Annotated in this window: 15 protein-coding genes; 3 read left to right on the top strand and 12 right to left on the bottom strand. The window is 50.9% G+C overall.

Annotation, left to right across the window (positions count from 1 at the left end; all coding sequences use genetic code 11):
- The first annotated feature begins 269 nt into the window (after nucleotides 1–269).
- A complete protein-coding gene (locus TK45_RS06600) occupies nucleotides 270–2,291 on the top strand; it encodes a methyl-accepting chemotaxis protein (RefSeq protein ID WP_131257850.1) in 2,022 nt (673 codons plus the stop codon).
- A gap of 33 nt (nucleotides 2,292–2,324) precedes the next feature.
- Here TK45_RS06600 and TK45_RS06605 read toward each other — a convergent pair whose 3' ends face one another.
- The 9 genes from TK45_RS06605 to TK45_RS06645 all read right to left on the bottom strand — a co-directional run bounded on the left by TK45_RS06605 (nucleotide 2,325) and on the right by TK45_RS06645 (nucleotide 11,881).
- Nucleotides 2,325–2,924, bottom strand: coding sequence for a bifunctional 2-polyprenyl-6-hydroxyphenol methylase/3-demethylubiquinol 3-O-methyltransferase UbiG (locus TK45_RS06605; RefSeq protein WP_131257851.1), 600 nt, complete (start codon nucleotides 2,922–2,924; stop codon nucleotides 2,325–2,327).
- Nucleotides 2,925–2,935: 11 nt separating this feature from the next.
- Nucleotides 2,936–3,769 carry a S1 RNA-binding domain-containing protein gene (locus tag TK45_RS06610; protein ID WP_131257852.1) on the bottom strand — a complete coding sequence of 278 codons (834 nt, stop codon included), beginning with the start codon at nucleotides 3,767–3,769 and terminating at the stop codon, nucleotides 2,936–2,938.
- A 106-nt stretch (nucleotides 3,770–3,875) separates the two neighbouring features.
- Entirely contained in the window at nucleotides 3,876–4,571 is a 696-nt protein-coding gene (locus TK45_RS06615) for a helix-turn-helix domain-containing protein (RefSeq protein ID WP_131257853.1), read from the bottom strand.
- A 216-nt stretch (nucleotides 4,572–4,787) separates the two neighbouring features.
- Nucleotides 4,788–5,453 carry a tRNA (guanosine(46)-N(7))-methyltransferase TrmB gene (locus TK45_RS06620; protein ID WP_131257854.1) on the bottom strand — a complete coding sequence of 222 codons (666 nt, stop codon included), beginning with the start codon at nucleotides 5,451–5,453 and terminating at the stop codon, nucleotides 4,788–4,790.
- The gene (locus tag TK45_RS06625; protein WP_131257855.1) at nucleotides 5,453–6,223 is read right to left on the bottom strand and encodes an ABC transporter permease; all 771 of its coding nucleotides are present in this window, start codon (nucleotides 6,221–6,223) and stop codon (nucleotides 5,453–5,455) included. The genes TK45_RS06620 and TK45_RS06625 overlap by 1 nt, the downstream gene beginning before the upstream one ends.
- Nucleotides 6,216–7,148 carry an ABC transporter ATP-binding protein gene (locus tag TK45_RS06630; protein WP_131257856.1) on the bottom strand — a complete coding sequence of 311 codons (933 nt, stop codon included), beginning with the start codon at nucleotides 7,146–7,148 and terminating at the stop codon, nucleotides 6,216–6,218. The genes TK45_RS06625 and TK45_RS06630 overlap by 8 nt, the downstream gene beginning before the upstream one ends.
- A 93-nt stretch (nucleotides 7,149–7,241) precedes the next feature.
- Entirely contained in the window at nucleotides 7,242–7,736 is a 495-nt protein-coding gene (locus TK45_RS06635; protein ID WP_131257857.1) for a hypothetical protein, read from the bottom strand.
- A gap of 215 nt (nucleotides 7,737–7,951) precedes the next feature.
- On the bottom strand, nucleotides 7,952–9,706 hold the full coding sequence (locus TK45_RS06640; protein WP_131257858.1) for a choice-of-anchor I family protein: 1,755 nt from the start codon (nucleotides 9,704–9,706) through the stop codon (nucleotides 7,952–7,954).
- Nucleotides 9,707–9,823: 117 nt separating this feature from the next.
- Nucleotides 9,824–11,881: a glycoside hydrolase family 97 protein gene (locus TK45_RS06645; RefSeq protein WP_131257859.1), complete on the bottom strand. Its 2,058-nt coding sequence runs from the start codon at nucleotides 11,879–11,881 to the stop codon at nucleotides 9,824–9,826.
- Nucleotides 11,882–12,202: 321 nt separating this feature from the next.
- On the opposite strand from TK45_RS06645, the gene TK45_RS06650 reads away from it, so the two are divergent.
- A complete protein-coding gene (locus tag TK45_RS06650; protein ID WP_131257860.1) occupies nucleotides 12,203–14,242 on the top strand; it encodes an endonuclease in 2,040 nt (679 codons plus the stop codon).
- A gap of 70 nt (nucleotides 14,243–14,312) precedes the next feature.
- Here the strand turns inward: TK45_RS06650 and pckA are convergent, their stop codons facing one another.
- The 3 genes from pckA to TK45_RS06665 form a co-directional block, all read right to left on the bottom strand.
- Entirely contained in the window at nucleotides 14,313–15,923 is a 1,611-nt protein-coding gene (pckA, locus tag TK45_RS06655; RefSeq protein ID WP_131257861.1) for a phosphoenolpyruvate carboxykinase (ATP), read from the bottom strand.
- A 342-nt stretch (nucleotides 15,924–16,265) separates the two neighbouring features.
- Entirely contained in the window at nucleotides 16,266–16,988 is a 723-nt protein-coding gene (locus TK45_RS06660; protein WP_131257862.1) for an ABC transporter substrate-binding protein, read from the bottom strand.
- Between the two features lie 108 nt (nucleotides 16,989–17,096).
- Nucleotides 17,097–17,819 (bottom strand): ABC transporter substrate-binding protein, encoded by a 723-nt coding sequence (locus tag TK45_RS06665; RefSeq protein WP_131257863.1) that lies wholly within the window; start codon nucleotides 17,817–17,819, stop codon nucleotides 17,097–17,099.
- Between the two features lie 229 nt (nucleotides 17,820–18,048).
- Between TK45_RS06665 and TK45_RS06670 the strand changes: the two genes are divergently transcribed.
- Nucleotides 18,049–18,231: a DUF2798 domain-containing protein gene (locus TK45_RS06670; RefSeq protein ID WP_256372526.1), complete on the top strand. Its 183-nt coding sequence runs from the start codon at nucleotides 18,049–18,051 to the stop codon at nucleotides 18,229–18,231.
- The last annotated feature ends 69 nt before the right edge of the window (nucleotides 18,232–18,300 follow it).

Consider the following 18,300-nt stretch of genomic DNA (forward strand, 5'->3'; position numbering starts at 1 on the left):
AGAGTGCGCCAGTTTGCTGGTTGTAGTGTACGGTGCGCGGTCAGCCAATCATAGCCGCTTGATTGATAATATTTGTAGATAATTTAGACGCTTAGCTTAAGTATCACGAGCCATAGCCGATGAATTGGAGTGAATGAGCGGTGAAATTTTGTCCGGCATCTTCATTTTTTAGCCAGTTTTGATATAACCGTACGGGTAGCCAATGAATGGCTGCAAAGGAATGCATGGCTTTTGCGCCAGCAACAATAACAAAAATAATGAGTAGGCCAATGAAATCCATGTCTCTGCAACGTAAGTTTATGCTTATCGTAGGCGGCAGCATTGCCGTCATGCTGTTTATCACTGCGTTTCTCACTGTCGGTTTTATCGGCGATAGCGCCAGAGTGAGAGTAGAACAGGAAGTGGTTGGTCTGGTGGAATTAGAAGCGCAGACCGTTGAAGAATTTTTTGCCACCTATGGCGGCGTTGCCCGCACATTCCTGAACAATCCATTCCTGCAGGACTTTTTCGCAAATCATCAACGGCGCGGGATAGCGCAGAACGCGATTCCGCAAAGCGAAAATGTGTTTGCCATGTTCACCAACATCAGTTCCAGCGATGCCAATATTAAATCGGCGTTTTTTGGTACTGCACAAACCGGTGAATACTTTTATGAAGAAGGTATCGTCGGTGTGGACTCGGATGGCCCGGACGCGGGTGATGTCACCAAAGGATATTTCACCACTAAGCGCCCATGGTTTAATACCGCGGTAGCGCAAGGCAAATTGTATGTGACGCCTCCGGCGGTGGACTCGCAGGATGGCTCAGTATCGGCGGTGGTACAGGCGCCCCTGTATAAAAACGGCACCTTACTGGGCGTCGGCGGGGTGGATATCCTGATCAGTACCATAGGCCAGGTCATCGATAAGATTCGTTATGACAATCAGGGCTTCGCCTTTGTGGTCGATGAACAGCAAAACCTGGTGTACTTCCCGAAACAAACAGAACCTTTTGAATTGAGTTCGCCGTTGGCGTCACTGGATACCGTATTGCGCGATACTGACGGCTTTGCCGAGTTAACCAATGCAATTCGCGCAGGGAGCCAGGCATTTGTGCCGGTTAATTTCCACGGCGAGGAATATCTGGCGGTGTTTCGTCCAGCCAGCCTGAAAGACCCAAAAATGGACTGGACGCTGGGCATGATGATACCGGCCAGTCTGATTCAGCAGCCGATTAATGCTGCCATCACCACATCTACGATCGTATCGTTTGTGATTATTTTGCTGATTACGGTGGTGACCTATTTCGCCAGCCGGGCGATCACCGGACCGCTAAAAGGCATGCGCAGAGCCATGGCGAAAATCGCCAGCGGTGAGGGGGATCTAACCCGTCGTCTGGAAGTGCGTAGCCATGATGAGATCGGCCAATTGGCCACCGAATTTAACCTGTTTACGGAAAAACTGCAGACGCTGATATCTGCCACAGCAGTGCACACCCGTGATGTATCGCAGGCTGCCGACCGCCTCAAAGATGTGTCGAAACAAACCAGTCAGGAAATGCAGGTAGAACGCCAGCATGTTGATATGGTGTCCAGTGCGGTGACCCAGATGGCCACCACAGTGCAGGAAATCTCGCAAAATGCGGCCATGTCCAGTCAGGCAGCGGCAGAGGCCGATAAGCTGACCCACAGCGGCAGTGAGCAGGCCAAAGAGGCGATGGCGGAGATTGCCAGTCTGGCCAGCAGTATCAATCAGGCGGCGGAAGTGGTCAGTGGCCTTGGAAATGAATCGGAAAATATCGGCGCGGTGATTGATGTGATCAATAGTATCGCCGAGCAAACTAACCTTTTAGCACTCAACGCAGCCATTGAAGCCGCACGTGCCGGCGAACAGGGACGCGGCTTTGCTGTGGTGGCCGATGAAGTACGTTCGTTGGCAAGCCGTACTCAGGAGTCGACTGAAAATATCCGCCGAATGGTGGAACGCCTGCAAAGCATGGCGCAGCAGGCCGATACCGTCATGCAGGATGGTAAACACAAATCTGATGTGGGCGTAGACAAGGCGCAGCAGGTGGTGACTTCATTGCAGGCGATAAGCGATGCGATTGGCTCAGTGCAGCATCAGTCCAGTCAGATTGCCGTGGCCACTGAGCAGCAAACCGTCGCCGCAGAAAGCATCAATAAATCATTGCAGACCATCACTGGATTAAGTGATGGCACCTCTGCCCATGCCGAGCAACTGGCCACAGAAGCCGTGCAGCTAAGTGGTGTCGCCGGTGAGCTGCGCGAAATAGTCGGGCAATTTAAGATCTGATAGACAGTCCGGCGTATTCATTACGCCGGTTTTTTAAGACTTGGTCGCCACCACCTGGACCACCGCGCTTTCGCCATGGTGGTACTGGCCTTCCTGAATTTCTCGTACGGTTTCATGACCGATTACAAAGTCCAATCCGGACAGTTCAAATTTCAGTGCGTTGAGGGTCATCAGCATCTCAGCCTGTTGCGCTGGCGGGCCACCGACTCCCGAGGTGGCTAATTGTGCCGGGGTGTAGGCTTCGAGGATAAACACACCATGGGGTTTCAGGCTTCTCACCAGTCGGCGGTGTAAATGTCCTCTGGGCTCGGCGGGCAGATGGGCAAAAATAGAGATAACCCCATCCCAATAATTGCTGCCGGGATCAAACTGGGTCAGATCCGCTTGCGCGGTGGTTAAGCTGACGCCTCTTTCACTAGCGAGGCGCTGGGCTTTTTGCAAGCCAACCACGGATAAATCCACGGAGGTAACATCAAAGCCTTGCTGGGCAAGGAATACACCATTACGCCCTTCGCCATCGGCTAAGCACAGGACTTTGCCACCTGGAGGAATGCGGGTGAACTGGGCACGTAAAAAGTCATTGGGCTCGGTGCCATAAGCGAAGCCATCCTGTGCGTAGCGTTCATCCCACATGGGTCACTCCATTAATCCAGTAAACGAATCTCGGTTTTGCTCAGGCTGATTTTTTGTTGTTTATACAACGCGCCTATGGCCTTTTTGTAATCCCCTTTGCTGACCCCGAACACCCGGTAAATCAGGTTTGGATCGGCCTTGTCGGTGATCGCGGACACGCCACCCTGTTCGGCCAGATGCTGGAGGATTTTATCACTGAGCTCATCGCGGTCCTGGCCAGCAGGAGCGCGCAGGGTCAGATCAATTTTGCCATCCGGGCGAATTTGCTTGATATAGCCACTGACGGATTCACCAATACGCAGGCGCTGAAAGACGTCATCCTGATACAAGAGACCCAGAGAATGGTTATTCACAACCGCTTTGTAGCCTAAGTCAGAACGGCCGCAAATCAATAAGTTAACCTTTTCACCTGCTTGGAAATAGACATTCTTTTCACGCAGATGCTGGTGCAGTTTGCTGGAGCCGGTCAGGCGCCCATCCCGTTCATCCAGGTACGGCACAACCACGTAGGATTTGCCCACTTCCATGGGTTTATCCTGCTGCTTTTTCGGTACAAACAGGTCTTTATCCAGGCCCCAGTCGACAAATGCGCCACCCGGGTTAGTGCCGACCACTTTGACATACCCACACTCGCCAACCTGCATCACCGGCATACGCGTGGTGGCGGTTAGTTGTCCATCATGATCCTGATATACAAATACTGTCAGGGCATCGCCCACATTGGCGTCTTCAGGTAGCTGCGACAATGGCAGCATAATCCGCTCCCCATCCTCACAGATCAGATAGGCACCGTAGGGGATTTCCTCATCGAAGGTCAGGGTTTGTGATTTACCGATTTGCAGCATGTCAGTGTGGATCCAAAGTAAAAAAGCCCGTCATGGTGTTGCTATATGCTAGCCCTGTCAAAGCATTTTTGCCTGCCACAAATGAAAGTGGCAGGCTGTCCGGTTTTTAGAACGCTGGCTGAGCCATATCGCAGGTTTTCAGTTTCAGGCTCAGAGGTCTGAAAAGCCCTTCGCCCAGCACCGCTGCATACAACAACACTATAAGGTTCACTGCATAGGCCCGGTGAAGTAAAAAGTTTTCGAAGGTATCAATGTTGCCGTGAATCGAAATAGAACCGATCAATAAACCAATAACTGCTCCGCCGTAACAAAACTTGCGCTGGCTGGCATACACAGTGGCCAGATACTTCGCCTGTTGCCCGCCGACCATCTCGTCGCTAAACAGATATCTCAGGCAACTCAGGGATTTGAGCATGCCATTGGTACCGAAGGTGATAATAGTGGAGGCATAGACAAACAGTATTAAATACAATGCTGATGGGCCATCCAAAAAGAAATAGGCATCGGCGCCAAGCCACATCAACATGCCAATTGCGCCGGAAATCACGGCTAATGCGATACTATTCTTCACAATGTTTTTCCTCGTCCAGTTAACTTCAATATCAGTTGACGTTGCCTGTAATGCCTGAGGAGATAAATCAAATACTGCCGCTATGGCCAGAGTGGTTTCAGCCGAGGCGTTGCCATCCGCTTCGATACGTTGAATGGTACGCACCGATAATCCACTAGCTTTGGCTAACACCTCTTGCGACCAGCCTTTATCTAAGCGCAGGGTTTTTAATTTCGTCGTTGAGAGCCGCAACCTAATCTCCAATAACGTTAACAGACAACGGGGCGAGTATTGTCATCGGCGTGCCGGATACCAGAATTATATAACGACTTTCCCCCGACACTACACGACAATCCTTTAAAATCAGCCAGTTAGAGAACAAAGGTGGAATAGAAAAGTCCGTGGTAAATCAGTCATCAGTGTCCCGGTATAGCGACAAAAGGCTAAAAAGGTTAGTTGTATCCGTGATTACGACAGGTTCGCCTGAAGTTGCCAGCTTGACTGGCCGCTGGCCCAATACTTACGTTCAAACGGGGTAAAGGCCTCGTCATCGCGGTATTCAGAAATATCACTTTTAACCTGCAGACATTGCAGCGCGTTGGCAAATTCCTGAATGTAGGTCTGCCAGTTACTGCGCACCGTTAAATGGCCGCCCAGCGCGACCAAATCCACGAATGCAGGGTGGCCATGCCAGCGCTTTTGTAGCTGACTTTTTTTCGGGTAAGGATTGGGATATAGCAGATAATGTTGGCTGATTTGCCAGTTGGCTTGTTTTGCTAACCGCCAGAAATCCCCCACATCGGCGCGCAGTAACAGGGCATTGGCCGGCGCCTCGCCGAAGTGACCAGTGTGTTTATCCAGCCGGTGTGCGGATTTATCGATGCCAATGACCCGTGCGTGGGGATGTAACTTAGCCAGTCGATGGGTGCTTTCGCCAATCCCGCAACAGGCGTCAAGAATAAGGTCGCCCTGCCAGTCGGCCAGCCACTCACCTGCCTGCTCAAATGCCTGCAGGGTGTGTTCACTGACCGGCTTCTGGTTGGGATGGGCCAGATGACGTGCCACCACCTTGGCCACATCGGGATGTGGCCCTTGCTGATTAGAGGTCACCCAGCGTGAATTACCATCGCTCATTAGCTGCGAATGCCCACGCCGCGGTTAATCAGTGTCCAGGCAATGCCAAACAACAGCACATTAAAGCCCAGCAGCAAAGCCATAGATACGCTGAAGCTGACATCGGCATGACCCAGAAATCCGAAGCGGAAACCGTCGACCATATATACGATAGGATTGGCTTTGCTGACCGCCTGCCAGAATGGTGGTAACAGCGACAGGCTATAGAACACACCACCCAGATAGGTCAGCGGGGTTAACACAAAGGTGGGCACGATACTGATATCATCAAAGGTCTTGGCGTAAACCGCATTAATCAGGCCCGCGCAGGAAAACAGCGTCGCGGTTAGCAGCAGTGTCAACGCAATGGCCAGCGGGTTGTAAATAGACAAGTCCACAAACAGCATCGACACGCTGGTCACAATGATGCCAATCAACAAGGCACGCGCCACCCCGCCGCCCACATAACCGGCAATGATCACCCAGTTAGGCACTGGCGCAACCAGCAACTCTTCAACGTTGCGCTGAAACTTGGCGCTGAAAAATGATGATGACACGTTGGCATAACTGTTGGTAATCACTGCCATCATAATCAGGCCGGGGACGATAAACTCCATGTAGCTAAAGCCGTTCATCTCGCCAATCCGGCTACCGATCAGGTTGCCGAAGATCACAAAATACAGCGTCATGGTGATAGCGGGGGGCACCAGGGTCTGTACCCAGATGCGCATAAAACGGGTGATTTCTTTGATCCAGATAGTGCGCAGCGCGACGAAGGTTGGATTAGCCATGGCTCACCTCCGGTTTACGGCCGTTTTGTAACAGGGTCATAAACAACTCTTCCAGTCGGTTGGCTTTGTTGCGCATGCTCAGTACCTGAATACCTTGCTCGCTAAGCTGACTAAACACCGGATTTAACCCATCCTGTTTGGCGACATCCACTTCCAGGGTGTGGTTATCCAGCAGGCGGCAGGTGAAGCCTGCCAGCGTCGGCGTGTTATCGGTCGGTGCTAAATCAAGAATAAAAGTTTCCATATTGAGTTTGGCCAGCAAGGATTTCATGCTGGTGTTTTCCACAATCTGCCCTTTATCGATAATCGCGATATTGCGACACAGCATCTCAGCCTCTTCCAAATAATGGGTAGTGAGAATGATAGTGATGCCCTGTTCGTTGATTTTCTTAAGGAATTCCCACATAGAACGGCGAATCTCAATATCCACCCCAGCAGTAGGCTCATCAAGAATAAGTATTTTCGGTTCATGCATCAGGGCGCGGGCGATCATTAAGCGCCGTTTCATCCCACCCGACAGGGTACGTGCTGCACTATCGCGTTTTTCCCACAAATCTAATTGTTTGAGATACTTTTCTGCCCGTTGTTTGGCGATGTGGCGGGGTACGCCGTAATAGCCAGCCTGATTCACAACAATCTGCAGCAGAGTTTCAAACTGATTAAAATTAAACTCCTGAGGTACCAGCCCGATGCTGGCCTTGGCGCGGACTAAATCGGTATCCACCGAGTGACCATCGACCAGTACCGTACCGGCGGATTTGTTCACCAACGAGGCGATAATGCCGATGGTGGTGGATTTGCCTGCGCCGTTGGGACCGAGCAGAGCGAAAAAATCACCCTGGCGGACGTTGAGGTCAATACCTTTGAGGGCTTGGGTGCCACCTGCATAAGTCTTCTGCAGGCCACTGATTTCAAGGGCGTTCATAGTGTCCTTATGGGATTAAAAAAGTCGCCCCGTTACGGGTAACAGGGCGAAATTATCGGTTAACAGTGCACATGGTGGTGCAGAGGGGCATTTTCAACCGGCAGCTGCTGCCTGTGCATTGGTTTGCTGACGACTGACCAGCCAGGTGTTTTGAATCAGATCCGCATCGGCACTGGCACGGTGGCGAGCCTGAGGCCAACGTTCAGTAAGGTCTTGTTTAATCGCATGCCACACCACCATTTGTGGTTCACTCAGTACCATTTCCAGCGCACTGAAGGTAAAGGTAGGTTGCATGCCGCAGGCTTCATACAATTTAATCAGCCAGGGATTGTCCACCACCCAACCATCGGAATAGACACTACGGTCTTTGAGCAGGTGATTGAGATCTTCGCAAACCTGACGCGGGTCAACCCCATGTTGGGCAAGGATCTCACGGCTGATACCGTGCAAGGCCTCGGCCTCGCTGTCCCAATGAGTCCAGTGTTCAAATGGTTTGATCAGGCGGCAGTAACGTGTGCCATCGCTGATGGCAACGCCAATCTCGATAGGGTAGCTGTTAGCACCAAAGCCACTGGCTTCGATATCCATAATGGTTGGAATAAATGACCGGTTGATGACGCCTCTCCAGCGGGTGATTTATGTTTTCACATTACGCCAACTTGCTGAATTTGCAACCAAACTCATGATGTTTTTTATTTGCAGCCGCTGGGCTGAGAAAGAGGCTTCACCGCAATGGCAACAGGGCGCCATTGAAGCCATAAAAACCGCAGCCTGAACGCGACATTCAGACTGCGGGCGCTAAGTTAGCGGGGATTGATTTGCCAGATTGTGACAGAACCGCTGATTTCGTTACCGATGATCAATAGGGCTTCGCCAGTAGGGCTGTTATCTGCTGTGACAAATGCCATACCTTCGGGAGCCAGATCGCCATCGATATCCGGTACTTCCAGACCTTCGCTGAGATCGCGGTTATAGAAATAGTCCACAAAGCTAACGTTATATGGATTGGTAATGTCGTAGATGAACACAGACCCCATCCGTTCCTGACCGATAAAGGCAAAGGTGCGATCGCCTATCTTACCGACGGCCAACGCCTCGGGTTCGCCACCTTTATCATCAGAACGGCTATCGCCTTCATTGACATCTTCGTCGTTGTTAAACGCGTCACCATGCACAGAGGCGCTGATACGACCGAAATCATCACCCGAGTCGAATACCTGCAGACCATTGCTGTCCCAGATACTGAAAGAGCGGGCACCAAACGCGTAGAGTTTGTCAAAATCGCCGTCGTTGTCGGTATCACCCATCATAGGTGTGACTTTCAGGCGACCCAGTACGTCTTTGTTGTAATTGGCGAAAAATGGCGCATTGGCGTCTAACACCAAATCTTTTACCCGCGCTTCGTCAATGTATGCCTCACAGACTTCATCGTCTTCGTTGTAGGTATGGCCTGCCGCTGCACAGTCAGATGCGTCGGTGTTATACACATACTCTCTGGAGTCACCTTCGTTGGCAGACAGAATAAAATGCGCGCCGTTCCAGCTGTAACTGGCCAGGGTATCTGGCATATACAGTCCGTACAGGCCAGGATAGGTCTGGAAATTGATGCCGTCTTTATTGGACACATCAATGGTGTATTGCGACCAGTCTTTCTCGCCCAGCGCATGCAGGGTGACACTGTTGTCAGAAAGATTGATGCGCGCGATAGCGTTGTTTTCCTGCAACGATACCCAGGCAAAGTCATTACTGGCGGTAATGTATTCGGGCTCTAAGTCCTGAGCCACGGTGCTGCTACCCGGATTAGAAAAGCGAATGCCCTGTTCCGCCAACGCTGCCATCTCTGTGTTAAAGGCAGTGAAGGTGATCGCCACAGCCGTGTCTGCCGGCACGCCATTAGTCACACTGATAACAGAGACGCTGCCTTCCGGATCGAGGCTGTAATCGGCGGCCGGTTCGCCCTCGTTGGCGACCAGCACTTTGCTGCCGTCAGGGGTAAAGCCGACCATATCCGGTAAATTGCCTGCTTCGACGGCCTTGATAAATACCGGCGTAGTAGTGCTGATATCATAAAATAGCACGGCACCATTATCTGCCTTGGCGCTGGCCGCCATGGCCACGGCCAATAAATTGCCGTGAATAGCGATACTGTTTGCGTCGGATAACAAGCGTGTGGTTGCGCCCAGTGACACCTCTGTCGCCAAATCAAAACTGCTGTGGTTGAGGTTATTCGCGGTAAGTGGGTCGCTCACTTCGGCTAAGGTGGCCGCATCAATAATTTCCAGTGTTGGCGTGCTGCCAGAACTATTGATCGAGTAGACAGTATTGGTTGCAGGATGGTATTGGACGATTTCTGCCGCCCCTTCGCGGTCAGCCGCCGCAGTAACGAAGCGACCAACGACACTGGCATGTAAGCCTGTTGGGGCATTCTGGCCAGCCTCGCCTTTGGCGCCGTCTGCACCATTTACGCCATCAATACCGTCTTTGCCATCGCTGCCGCAGCCACTGAGGACAAGTCCAAGTCCCAACGCCAGCAACGAATGTTTGAATGATACGCTCATCGTTTTTCCTGTTTTTCCATGTGCTGCGGGCACGCTACCGGCGATTGATGAAAATCAGGTTACGAGTAGATGACGTTTTTATGATGGTCAGTGCGGGCGGGGCAAAGCCCCGCGTTTTTAAAGTTGCTTGAAGCGAATCGCGAAGCCGCCCGCTGCGGCGATAGGCAGTGTAAGGACATCTTTGGCCGTGACCGTCTTCGTTTCGATGATCATGGCATAAGGATTTGCCCGCCAGTCGGCCTGTTCTCCATCACGGTAGATTTGCGCTTCGTAGCGTTGTGTTGCATCGAGAAACGTCAGGGGTAGGGTAATGGTGCGGGCAGCTTCACCCGTCAGTGCGCCCACATACCAGTCGTTGCCGCTGTAGTGGCGGTGGCGTTTTTCCTGGCGGGCAGTCACGACAAACTCGCCAACCTCACCCTGCAACACCTGACTGGTTTGCCAGTCGGTGGGGACATCTTTGATAAACTGGAAAGCACGCGGATGTTTCAGATAATTCTCAGGTAGGTCGGCCGCCATTTGTATTGGGCTGTAAATCACCACATATTCCGCCAGTTGTTTAGCCAGGGTGGAGTGGGGGCGCATGATATCGCTCAGACCAAATTCCTCACCGCCGGGTGGGATGGGTGGATAGTCGAAATCGAATATCCCCGGGGTGAAGTCCATCGGACCGGCTAGCATCCGGGTGAACACCAATGTTGGCAGGTGATTGGGGGGATTCGGCGTAGCCCAACCCGCATTGTATTCCTGCCCACGGGCACTTTCTCTGGAAATCCAGTTGGGATAGGTGCGGCGCAGGCCGGTATCCTTCACCGCTTCATGGGTGTTAATGGAAATTTGATAGTTGGCGGCCGTTTTGACGTTATGCAGGAAATGATTCACCACCGGCTGGCTGTCGGTAAATTCATAGCGCATCACTCCCTGAGCATCTTTTTGCTTGAGATTTTGTCCAAAGGCAACATAGCCCGTTTTAACCTGTGTTACGCCATAACGCTGATAAAAGGCGAACGCTTCCTGCATTTGCTCTTCGTAATTGGTGATGCCACCAGAGGTTTCATGATGGCCGATGAGTCGCACGCCATGCTGTTTGCCAAATTGGCTGATTGCGGCAATGTCGAAGTCCTCGTAGGGTTGGGTAAAAGAGAACAGTTCTGAGTTGGCAATCCAGTTACCGTCCCAGCCGACATTCCAGCCTTCTACTAATACGCCATCAAAGCCATGTTCCGAAGCGAATTGCATATAGTCGATAGTTCGTTTTGTGGTTGCACCATGTTTGGGCCCTGAGCCCCAGGTGCATTTGGTGATGTGCATACACCACCAGATCCCAATGTATTTGCCAGGCATGATCCAACTGGTGTCAGATAATTCAGCGGGCTCGTTGAGATTCAGGCCAATAAAAGAATTGGCCAGACCGGGTGCATCGTCGGCGACGGTAATGGTGCGCCAAGGGGTGATGAAACTTCCTGATTTGTGCACTTTACTGCCGTCAGAGCGAGGTGCCAGCTCGGCAATAAAGGTTCCCAACTGGTAACGTTTCAGGCTCATGCCTGCATAGTCGACTAAGGCCGCTTCGTGAATCGCTACATGGGTGCCGTTTTCATATACGACGGTAAAGGGCGTTTGTGCCAGTGCGACGTCTTGTAATGGTGTGTTGTGGTAAAGGTATTCCTGTCTGTCCCGATTTTGCGCCGGGATCCAAAACGCCGTCGCTTTATGAGAGTCCGCCAGGGCAAACTCGGTTAACTCACGGGTAATGATGCGCTGCCCTTCGGCTGGTACTTCGTAACGAAAGCCGATGCCATCATTGAACAGGCGAAAGCGCACGGTAAACTGCTGCGACGGATTGTCTTTTTGGGCAAATCGCACCAGCAGTTCATTATGCTGGTCACGAATAGTTTGCTGCTCGCCCCAGGGCTGCTGCCAGCTGCTGTCATGACTGCTTCGGCTGATTTCGGACACAGTGAAATCTTTATACAGGGGCGGAGCATCGCGGAATGTAAATCCCAGTTTGCTGTCACGAATCAGGCTGTTTCCTGCTTTGTCGAGCCGATAGGTGGCGATACCATTTTGATCGCTGACCGCAAGATTGAGTCGCTTGTCTGGTGAAGACACCGAAATATCTTTGGCCAACAAAGGCGACGAAAGTAGCACACATAGCATTATCACAAGACGCATTGCTTTGTTCTCATTAGAAACAGAGCTGTAAGCCTAGCAGCGAAACGATAAAAATAAACCAAAAACTTAAACGATTTAGTCGCGGTCGGATGATGATGGAAACGCGTCGAATTGCAGATATTTACTATGAATCACAGTTTTTTTGTTAAAAAGCCTAATTAATTCACTGAAATGTAACATAATCTTGTAGAATGTCTTCCCGTGTAGTGGTCATCGCCCGGATGCACGGATCCATCCTTCTGAACGGATTTTCAGCGGCAGATACCTGCCAAAACCTGATCCTCACAAAAATAACGAAAAATAATTTAATCAGGGAAACCTATGAAAACTTCCAACTCGTTTGCGCGGGCATTTTTGCCTGGCGTTATGCTGAGTGTTGTATTCAGTGCCACTGTGTTTGCCGCAGAGCCCGCTGATTATTACAACACTATCGATCCAACCAACGGTGCTACGTTAAAGGCCAGCTTGCATGAGATCATCGATGATCACACCAAGATCCCTTATACCTCTACCAGCACTGATACCTGGGATATTCTCGATTCTGCTGATGAAGATCCTACCAACCCGGCCAACGTACTGGATATTTATAAAAATGCCAGTTACGTAAAAGCGGGTGCAGGAAATACCTTCTACAACCGTGAACACAGTTGGCCGAAGTCTTATGGCTTCCCTAACGATGGTGCCACAAACTATCCATACACAGATGCTCATCATCTGTTTGTTGCCGATTCCAGCTATAACTCTTCACGTTCGAACAAGCCTTATGGTGACTGCGGTGCCACGTGTGCTGAAAAAACGACTGAGATAAATGCAGGACGTGGCGGTTCCGTCAATGAATCCAACTGGACCGAAGGTTCAGGCGATACCGGCACATGGGAAACTTGGAGCGGACGTCGCGGTGAAGTAGCACGTGCGCTGATGTATCTGTCCGTGCGTTATGAAGGTGGCACCCATGGTGTGACTGGTTACGCTGAGCCGGACCTGGAACTGACAGATGATCGTGCCTTAATTGCCAGTTCAAATCAGGGGACTAATCTGAGCGCGGCATACATGGGGCTGAAGTCGGTGTTATTGCAATGGCACCAGGATGATCCGGTTGATGACATGGAACGACGTCGTAACGATGTGGTTTACAGCATACAGGGCAACCGTAACCCGTTTATCGATCACCCGGAGTATGTGGAATGTGTGTTCTACGACATCTGTAGTGGCATTACCGGTGGCGGCACCGGCGGTGGAACTGGTGGCGGCACCGGCGGTGGAACTGGTGGCGGTACCGGCGGTGGAACTGGCGGTGAGCCAGCCACGGCCTGGATCAATGAATTGCACTACGACAACGATGGCACCGACAGCAACGAATTTGTTGAAATCGCTGCGTCGGCAGGAACCAATCTCAGTGGTTGGCAGGTTATTGCCTACAACGGTAATGGCGGAGCGCAGTATAAAACCATCGATCTATCTGGCACGGTTACCGATATGCAAAACGGTTTCGGTGTGATGAGCTTTGATGCGACTGGCCTGCAAAATGGTGCGCCGGATGGTCTGGCGCTGGTGGACAACACCGGCACGGTTGTGCAGTTTATCAGCTACGAAGGCAGCATGACCGCCACAGATGGTGTGGCATCAGGCATGACCTCCAGCGACATCGGTGTTAGCGAAAGTTCAACCTCTGCTGTCGGTTACTCTCTGCAATTAGCCGGTACAGGTACAGAGTACAGTGCATTTAGCTGGCAGGGTTCGGCGGCGCATACAGCGGGCGCTATCAATAATGGGCAAAGTTTTGGTGGCTCGACCACGCCTGTAAATCAGGCACCTGTGGCGGCATTCAATGTGAGCTGTAATGATCTGGACTGTAACTTTGATGCAGCTGCCAGTAGCGATGCAGATGGCAGCATCAATGCATACAGTTGGACGTTTGGTGACGGCCAGAGCGCATCAGGTGTCACTACGGCACACAGCTTCGCCAGCGAAGGTAGCTACAGTGTAACACTGACAGTTACTGATAATCAGGGTGCTACGGCGACGTCAACGCAAACAGTCAGCGTGACGGCACCGGTACAATCCAGCGGTGTGTATGAGATCAATCTGAATGCGGCTAAGCGTACCTGGCTTAACTACAGCCTGGATGTACCGGCTGGCACAACTCAACTCGTGGTGAACATGAGTGGCGGCAGCGGTGATGCAGATCTTTACGTGCGGTTTGGTAGTCAGCCAACCACGCGCAAATACGATTGCCGCCCTTACCTCACTGGTAACAACGAAAGCTGCGTAATCAACAATCCGGCTGCAGGTACCTGGTACATGGGTATTTATGGTTATGAAGCCTTTAGCGGCGTGACGTTGGAAGCTAACGCTAACTAACGCTATCTGTCATGCAATAGGTAATAAAAAAAGGCTGCGTATGCAGCCTTTTTTGATCAAACTCGCAGGATTACAGTTTAGGGCCTGCTGCTACCAGGGCTTTGCCTTCGGCATTGCCGGTAAAGTTTTCAAAGTTATTGATAAACAAGCCAGCCAGTTCGCGCGCTTTGGTTTGCCACTGTGCCGGGTCGGCATAGGTGTCGCGTGGATCCAAAATCGCCGGATCAACACCTGGCAGTGCTTTAGGGATCTGCAGACCAAAAATTGGCAGCGTCTGAGTGTCGGCTTCCTCAATCGAACCATCCAAAATACGGTCGATGATAGCGCGGGTGTCTTTGATGGAGATGCGCTTGCCTGTGCCGTTCCAACCGGTATTTACCAGATAGGCTTTCGCACCGACGGCGTCCATTTTCTTCACCAGTTCTTCGCCGTAGCGCACCGGATGCAGGCTCAAGAATGCTTTGCCGAAACACGCCGAGAACGTCGGTGTTGGCTGCGTTATGCCACGTTCGGTACCGGCTAGCTTAGCGGTAAAGCCTGACAGGAAGTGATACTGGGTCTGCGCATGGTCCAACTTAGATACCGGCGGCAGAACTCCGAAGGCATCCGCGGTTAAGAAAATCACTTTGGTCGCGTGACCGCCTTTTGACACCGGCTTTACGATATTCTCGATATGGTAGATCGGATAGGACACGCGGGTGTTTTCGGTTACCGACCCATCGGTGTAATCGACTTTGCCATTGGCATCGACAGTAACGTTTTCCAGCAGGGCATCGCGGCGGATCGCGTTATAAATATCCGGCTCACTTTCTGGATCCAGATTGATGGTTTTGGCGTAACAGCCACCTTCAAAATTGAAGATGCCGTCGTCGTCCCAGCCATGCTCATCATCACCAATCAATTCACGATTGGGATCTGTTGATAAGGTGGTTTTGCCTGTACCTGACAAGCCAAAGAAAATCGCCACATCGCCATCTTTTCCGGTATTGGCCGAGCAGTGCATCGAGGCCATGCCATTTAGCGGCAGGTAATAGTTCATCATGGCGAACATGCCTTTTTTCATCTCGCCACCATACCAGGTGCCGCCGATGATTTGCATCTTCTCAGTCAGGTTAAACACGGTAAATACTTCAGAGTTCATGCCGTGTTTTTCGAAATCCGGGTTGCTGGTTTTCGAGCCATTCATTACCACGAAGTCCGGCTCACCATAGCTTGCCAGTTCATCATCGCTTGGGCGAATGAACATGTTTTTCACAAAGTGCGCCTGCCAGGCCACTTCGGTAATAAAACGCACTTTTAAACGTGAGTTCGGGTTGGCGCCGCAGAATGTGTCCACCACAAATAAGCGTTTGCCGGATAACTGTTTGGATACCAGCGCTTTGAGATCCTGCCAAACAGCCGGATCAAGTGGTTTGTTATCATTCGGTGCTTCCGGGCTATTCCACCACACGGTATCGCGGGTAACGTCGTCCAGCACAATGTATTTATCTTTGGGAGAGCGGCCTGTAAATACGCCAGTGTGTACGGCGACAGCACCTGATTCGGTTACTACGCCTTTCTCATAACCGGTTAAATCCGGACGGGTTTCTTCTTCAAACAGCTGCTGGTAGGACGGATTATGGATAATCTCAGCAACGTCCGTGATGCCATAGTTGGCCAGATCTGGTGTATGGATAGCCATACAAATGAACTCCTTACGCTTTGTATATTGGCGTATCGAGCGAGTGCTGGAATTGTCATGTAGGGTGACTGCTCGATATTCTTCAGGTTGTATCACGTTGTGCGTTGTTTTGTTGTTTTGCATCAACGCGCTGTGAACCTCGGCACAGGCGAAGCACAGTGTAAAGAAATTAGCCCTAAAGTTAAATTGCTAATCCCATAAACCTGCGCTATCGCCGTTATTGCCAGTGATGAATACTTTACAAGGTAAATTGTGCTACCAGTTGGGTCAGGCGCTGCGTTTTTTCGTTCAACACTACGCAACTGGCGTTGCTATCGGATGAATCAGCGAATGTGAAATGTACTATTTAGCAGCAAGCTCACCGGTTGCCACTATGGTTTGGCGAATACGCTTAAGTATACGAGGATCGGTACCCATCGACGCGGCCAGGTAAAAATCCTGATGCATGTCCGGCATCAATACGTTAAAGCGAAAACTTTCTAGATTACAGCCAGTTAGCTTGCAATAGGCGTTGATTAGTTCCGGGTTGGCCGGTGCCAGTTGTACGCGGTGATTAATCAGCGCATCATAGGTATCCTGAGTGTCACGCATGATCAGCAGGTTTTGATTATCCACGAAACCGTTGGCCGATAGGTATTCATACACCACATCATTGCGCTTCACGCCAATTAATACCTTTCGCGCTTCTTCGAGGGTTGTCAGCCCAACATGCGCCGTTTTGGCGCTGACCAGGTACATGTCCATATCGGCGATGCGGGTCAGCCAGTGGAATGCGTTTTCCCGATGCGGGGTTCGTACCAACGAAAATAACAAGACATTAGGTTGTTCCTGAGCAATTTTATAGGCGCGAGCCCAGGGCATGACATCCATGCTGTAATTCAATTCGCTGCTATCCAGTAAGTGGCGCACGGCATGAAAGGCGATGCCATCGACCAGAATGTTATTTTCGGTGATTTGTAAGGGTGGCAGGTCTTCCGTGAGGACCATTAATTTGGGTAATGGGGGTTCAGTCGCTGTGACATATGTTCCTATCACCAACAGGACCCACAGAAGCTTTTTTAACATTTTTACTGCATGGATTAATAAATGGATCTGTGGATCTGAAAGTAGCAAATCCTTGGCCAATAACAACCTTGATTAGTATCCGGTTGAGCTGAAACTTTGCCTGAAAACCTAACGTTCAACCAATAAGCCACTGTCTGCAATGGCAATTTTCAAGCGGGCTAATAAGCGCGGGTCCGTTCCCTGTGAGGCGGCTAAATAAAAATTTTGGCGTAATTCCGGGATCAACACGTTGTAGCGGAACATATCAGTTTTACAGGTGCGATCTTTACAATAGGCGCTCAGTACCTCCGGATTGCCCGGTGCCAGGGTTACCCGCCCGCGCAACAAGCCATCATAAGTGTCAAGGGTATCGCGCATGATCAGCAAGTTCTTTTGATCAGAAAATCCCTGACCAGTCAGATAATCGTAAACCACATCATGGCGTTTCACCCCGATCAGCAATTGCCTGGCTTGTTGCAATGTGGTGATGTTGATGTCGGCACTTTTTAAACTGACCAAATACAGATCCATATCGACGATCTGGGTTAGCCAGATAAAATGCTTTTCCCGTTCAGGGGTGCGCACCAGTGAAAACAGCAGCACATTAGGCTGCTCCGTTGCTACCTTAAATGCACGCGCCCAGAGCAGCACATCCAGATTGTAATTGAGCTCACTGATATCCAGTACGCGCTGTACCTGTTGGTAGGCAATGCCATCGACTAGTTGGTTATTATGGGTAATCTGCAGTGGTGGTAAATCTTCGGTAATGACCGTTAATTTAGGTAAGCCCTTATCACTGGCGTATGAAAAAGGGATGGCGCATAGCGTCAGAAGTAGTAAATAACATCGCATTACACAGTGGGCACTTCAGTTGGAAAGGCATGCAACAAGCGTAGTTAGTTTGCGATTTTTAGCCAGCTGCGCAAGGGTCAGGTGGGGCTCAACGCCCGATAATTTGCGACATTCGCGCGTTTTCGAACGCGCCGAATCATGTTAGTGTCGCGCCACCTAAATTCCAAAGTTAGCTCCCTGCAAGATGTACTTACCGAAAAAGTCCCGTGCCGTAGTATTTGCTTTTTTTATGGCGTTGTTTATGAGTGGCCTGATGAGCATGGTGATTTCGCTTTTCAATGTTGGGCTGGTCAGTAATATCGTCGAAATCTGGTTACATGCCTGGTTGTTTGCCTTCGTCGTGGCCTTTCCCGCAGTCATGCTGGTAGCGCCTGTGGTGCATCGCATCGTGGCTCGCCTGGTGAAAGTCTGACGACATACTTTGTAACGCTTTGTCGCTGGCGAGCTGATCCCGCCTTGCTAGGATAACCAATCAGCCTTA

Origin of the sequence: Bowmanella sp. JS7-9 (assembly GCF_004329715.1) — a bacterium.
Lineage (GTDB): Bacteria > Pseudomonadota > Gammaproteobacteria > Enterobacterales > Alteromonadaceae > Pseudobowmanella > Pseudobowmanella zhangzhouensis.

Excerpts from the sequence above, each read along its gene's own strand:
- TK45_RS06600 (WP_131257850.1), top strand. The coding sequence starts at position 270 with ATGAAATCCATGTCTCTGCAACGTAAGTTTATGCTTATCGTAGGCGGC.
- TK45_RS06605 (WP_131257851.1), bottom strand. The coding sequence starts at position 2,924 with ATGTGGGATGAACGCTACGCACAGGATGGCTTCGCTTATGGCACCGAG.
- TK45_RS06610 (WP_131257852.1), bottom strand. The coding sequence starts at position 3,769 with ATGCTGCAAATCGGTAAATCACAAACCCTGACCTTCGATGAGGAAATC.
- TK45_RS06620 (WP_131257854.1), bottom strand. The coding sequence starts at position 5,453 with ATGAGCGATGGTAATTCACGCTGGGTGACCTCTAATCAGCAAGGGCCA.
- TK45_RS06625 (WP_131257855.1), bottom strand. The coding sequence starts at position 6,223 with ATGGCTAATCCAACCTTCGTCGCGCTGCGCACTATCTGGATCAAAGAA.
- TK45_RS06630 (WP_131257856.1), bottom strand. The coding sequence starts at position 7,148 with ATGAACGCCCTTGAAATCAGTGGCCTGCAGAAGACTTATGCAGGTGGC.
- TK45_RS06635 (WP_131257857.1), bottom strand. The coding sequence starts at position 7,736 with ATGGATATCGAAGCCAGTGGCTTTGGTGCTAACAGCTACCCTATCGAG.
- TK45_RS06640 (WP_131257858.1), bottom strand. The coding sequence starts at position 9,706 with ATGAGCGTATCATTCAAACATTCGTTGCTGGCGTTGGGACTTGGACTT.
- TK45_RS06645 (WP_131257859.1), bottom strand. The coding sequence starts at position 11,881 with ATGCGTCTTGTGATAATGCTATGTGTGCTACTTTCGTCGCCTTTGTTG.
- TK45_RS06650 (WP_131257860.1), top strand. The coding sequence starts at position 12,203 with ATGAAAACTTCCAACTCGTTTGCGCGGGCATTTTTGCCTGGCGTTATG.
- pckA (WP_131257861.1), bottom strand. The coding sequence starts at position 15,923 with ATGGCTATCCATACACCAGATCTGGCCAACTATGGCATCACGGACGTT.
- TK45_RS06660 (WP_131257862.1), bottom strand. The coding sequence starts at position 16,988 with ATGTTAAAAAAGCTTCTGTGGGTCCTGTTGGTGATAGGAACATATGTC.
- TK45_RS06665 (WP_131257863.1), bottom strand. The coding sequence starts at position 17,819 with ATGCGATGTTATTTACTACTTCTGACGCTATGCGCCATCCCTTTTTCA.
- TK45_RS06670 (WP_256372526.1), top strand. The coding sequence starts at position 18,049 with ATGGCGTTGTTTATGAGTGGCCTGATGAGCATGGTGATTTCGCTTTTC.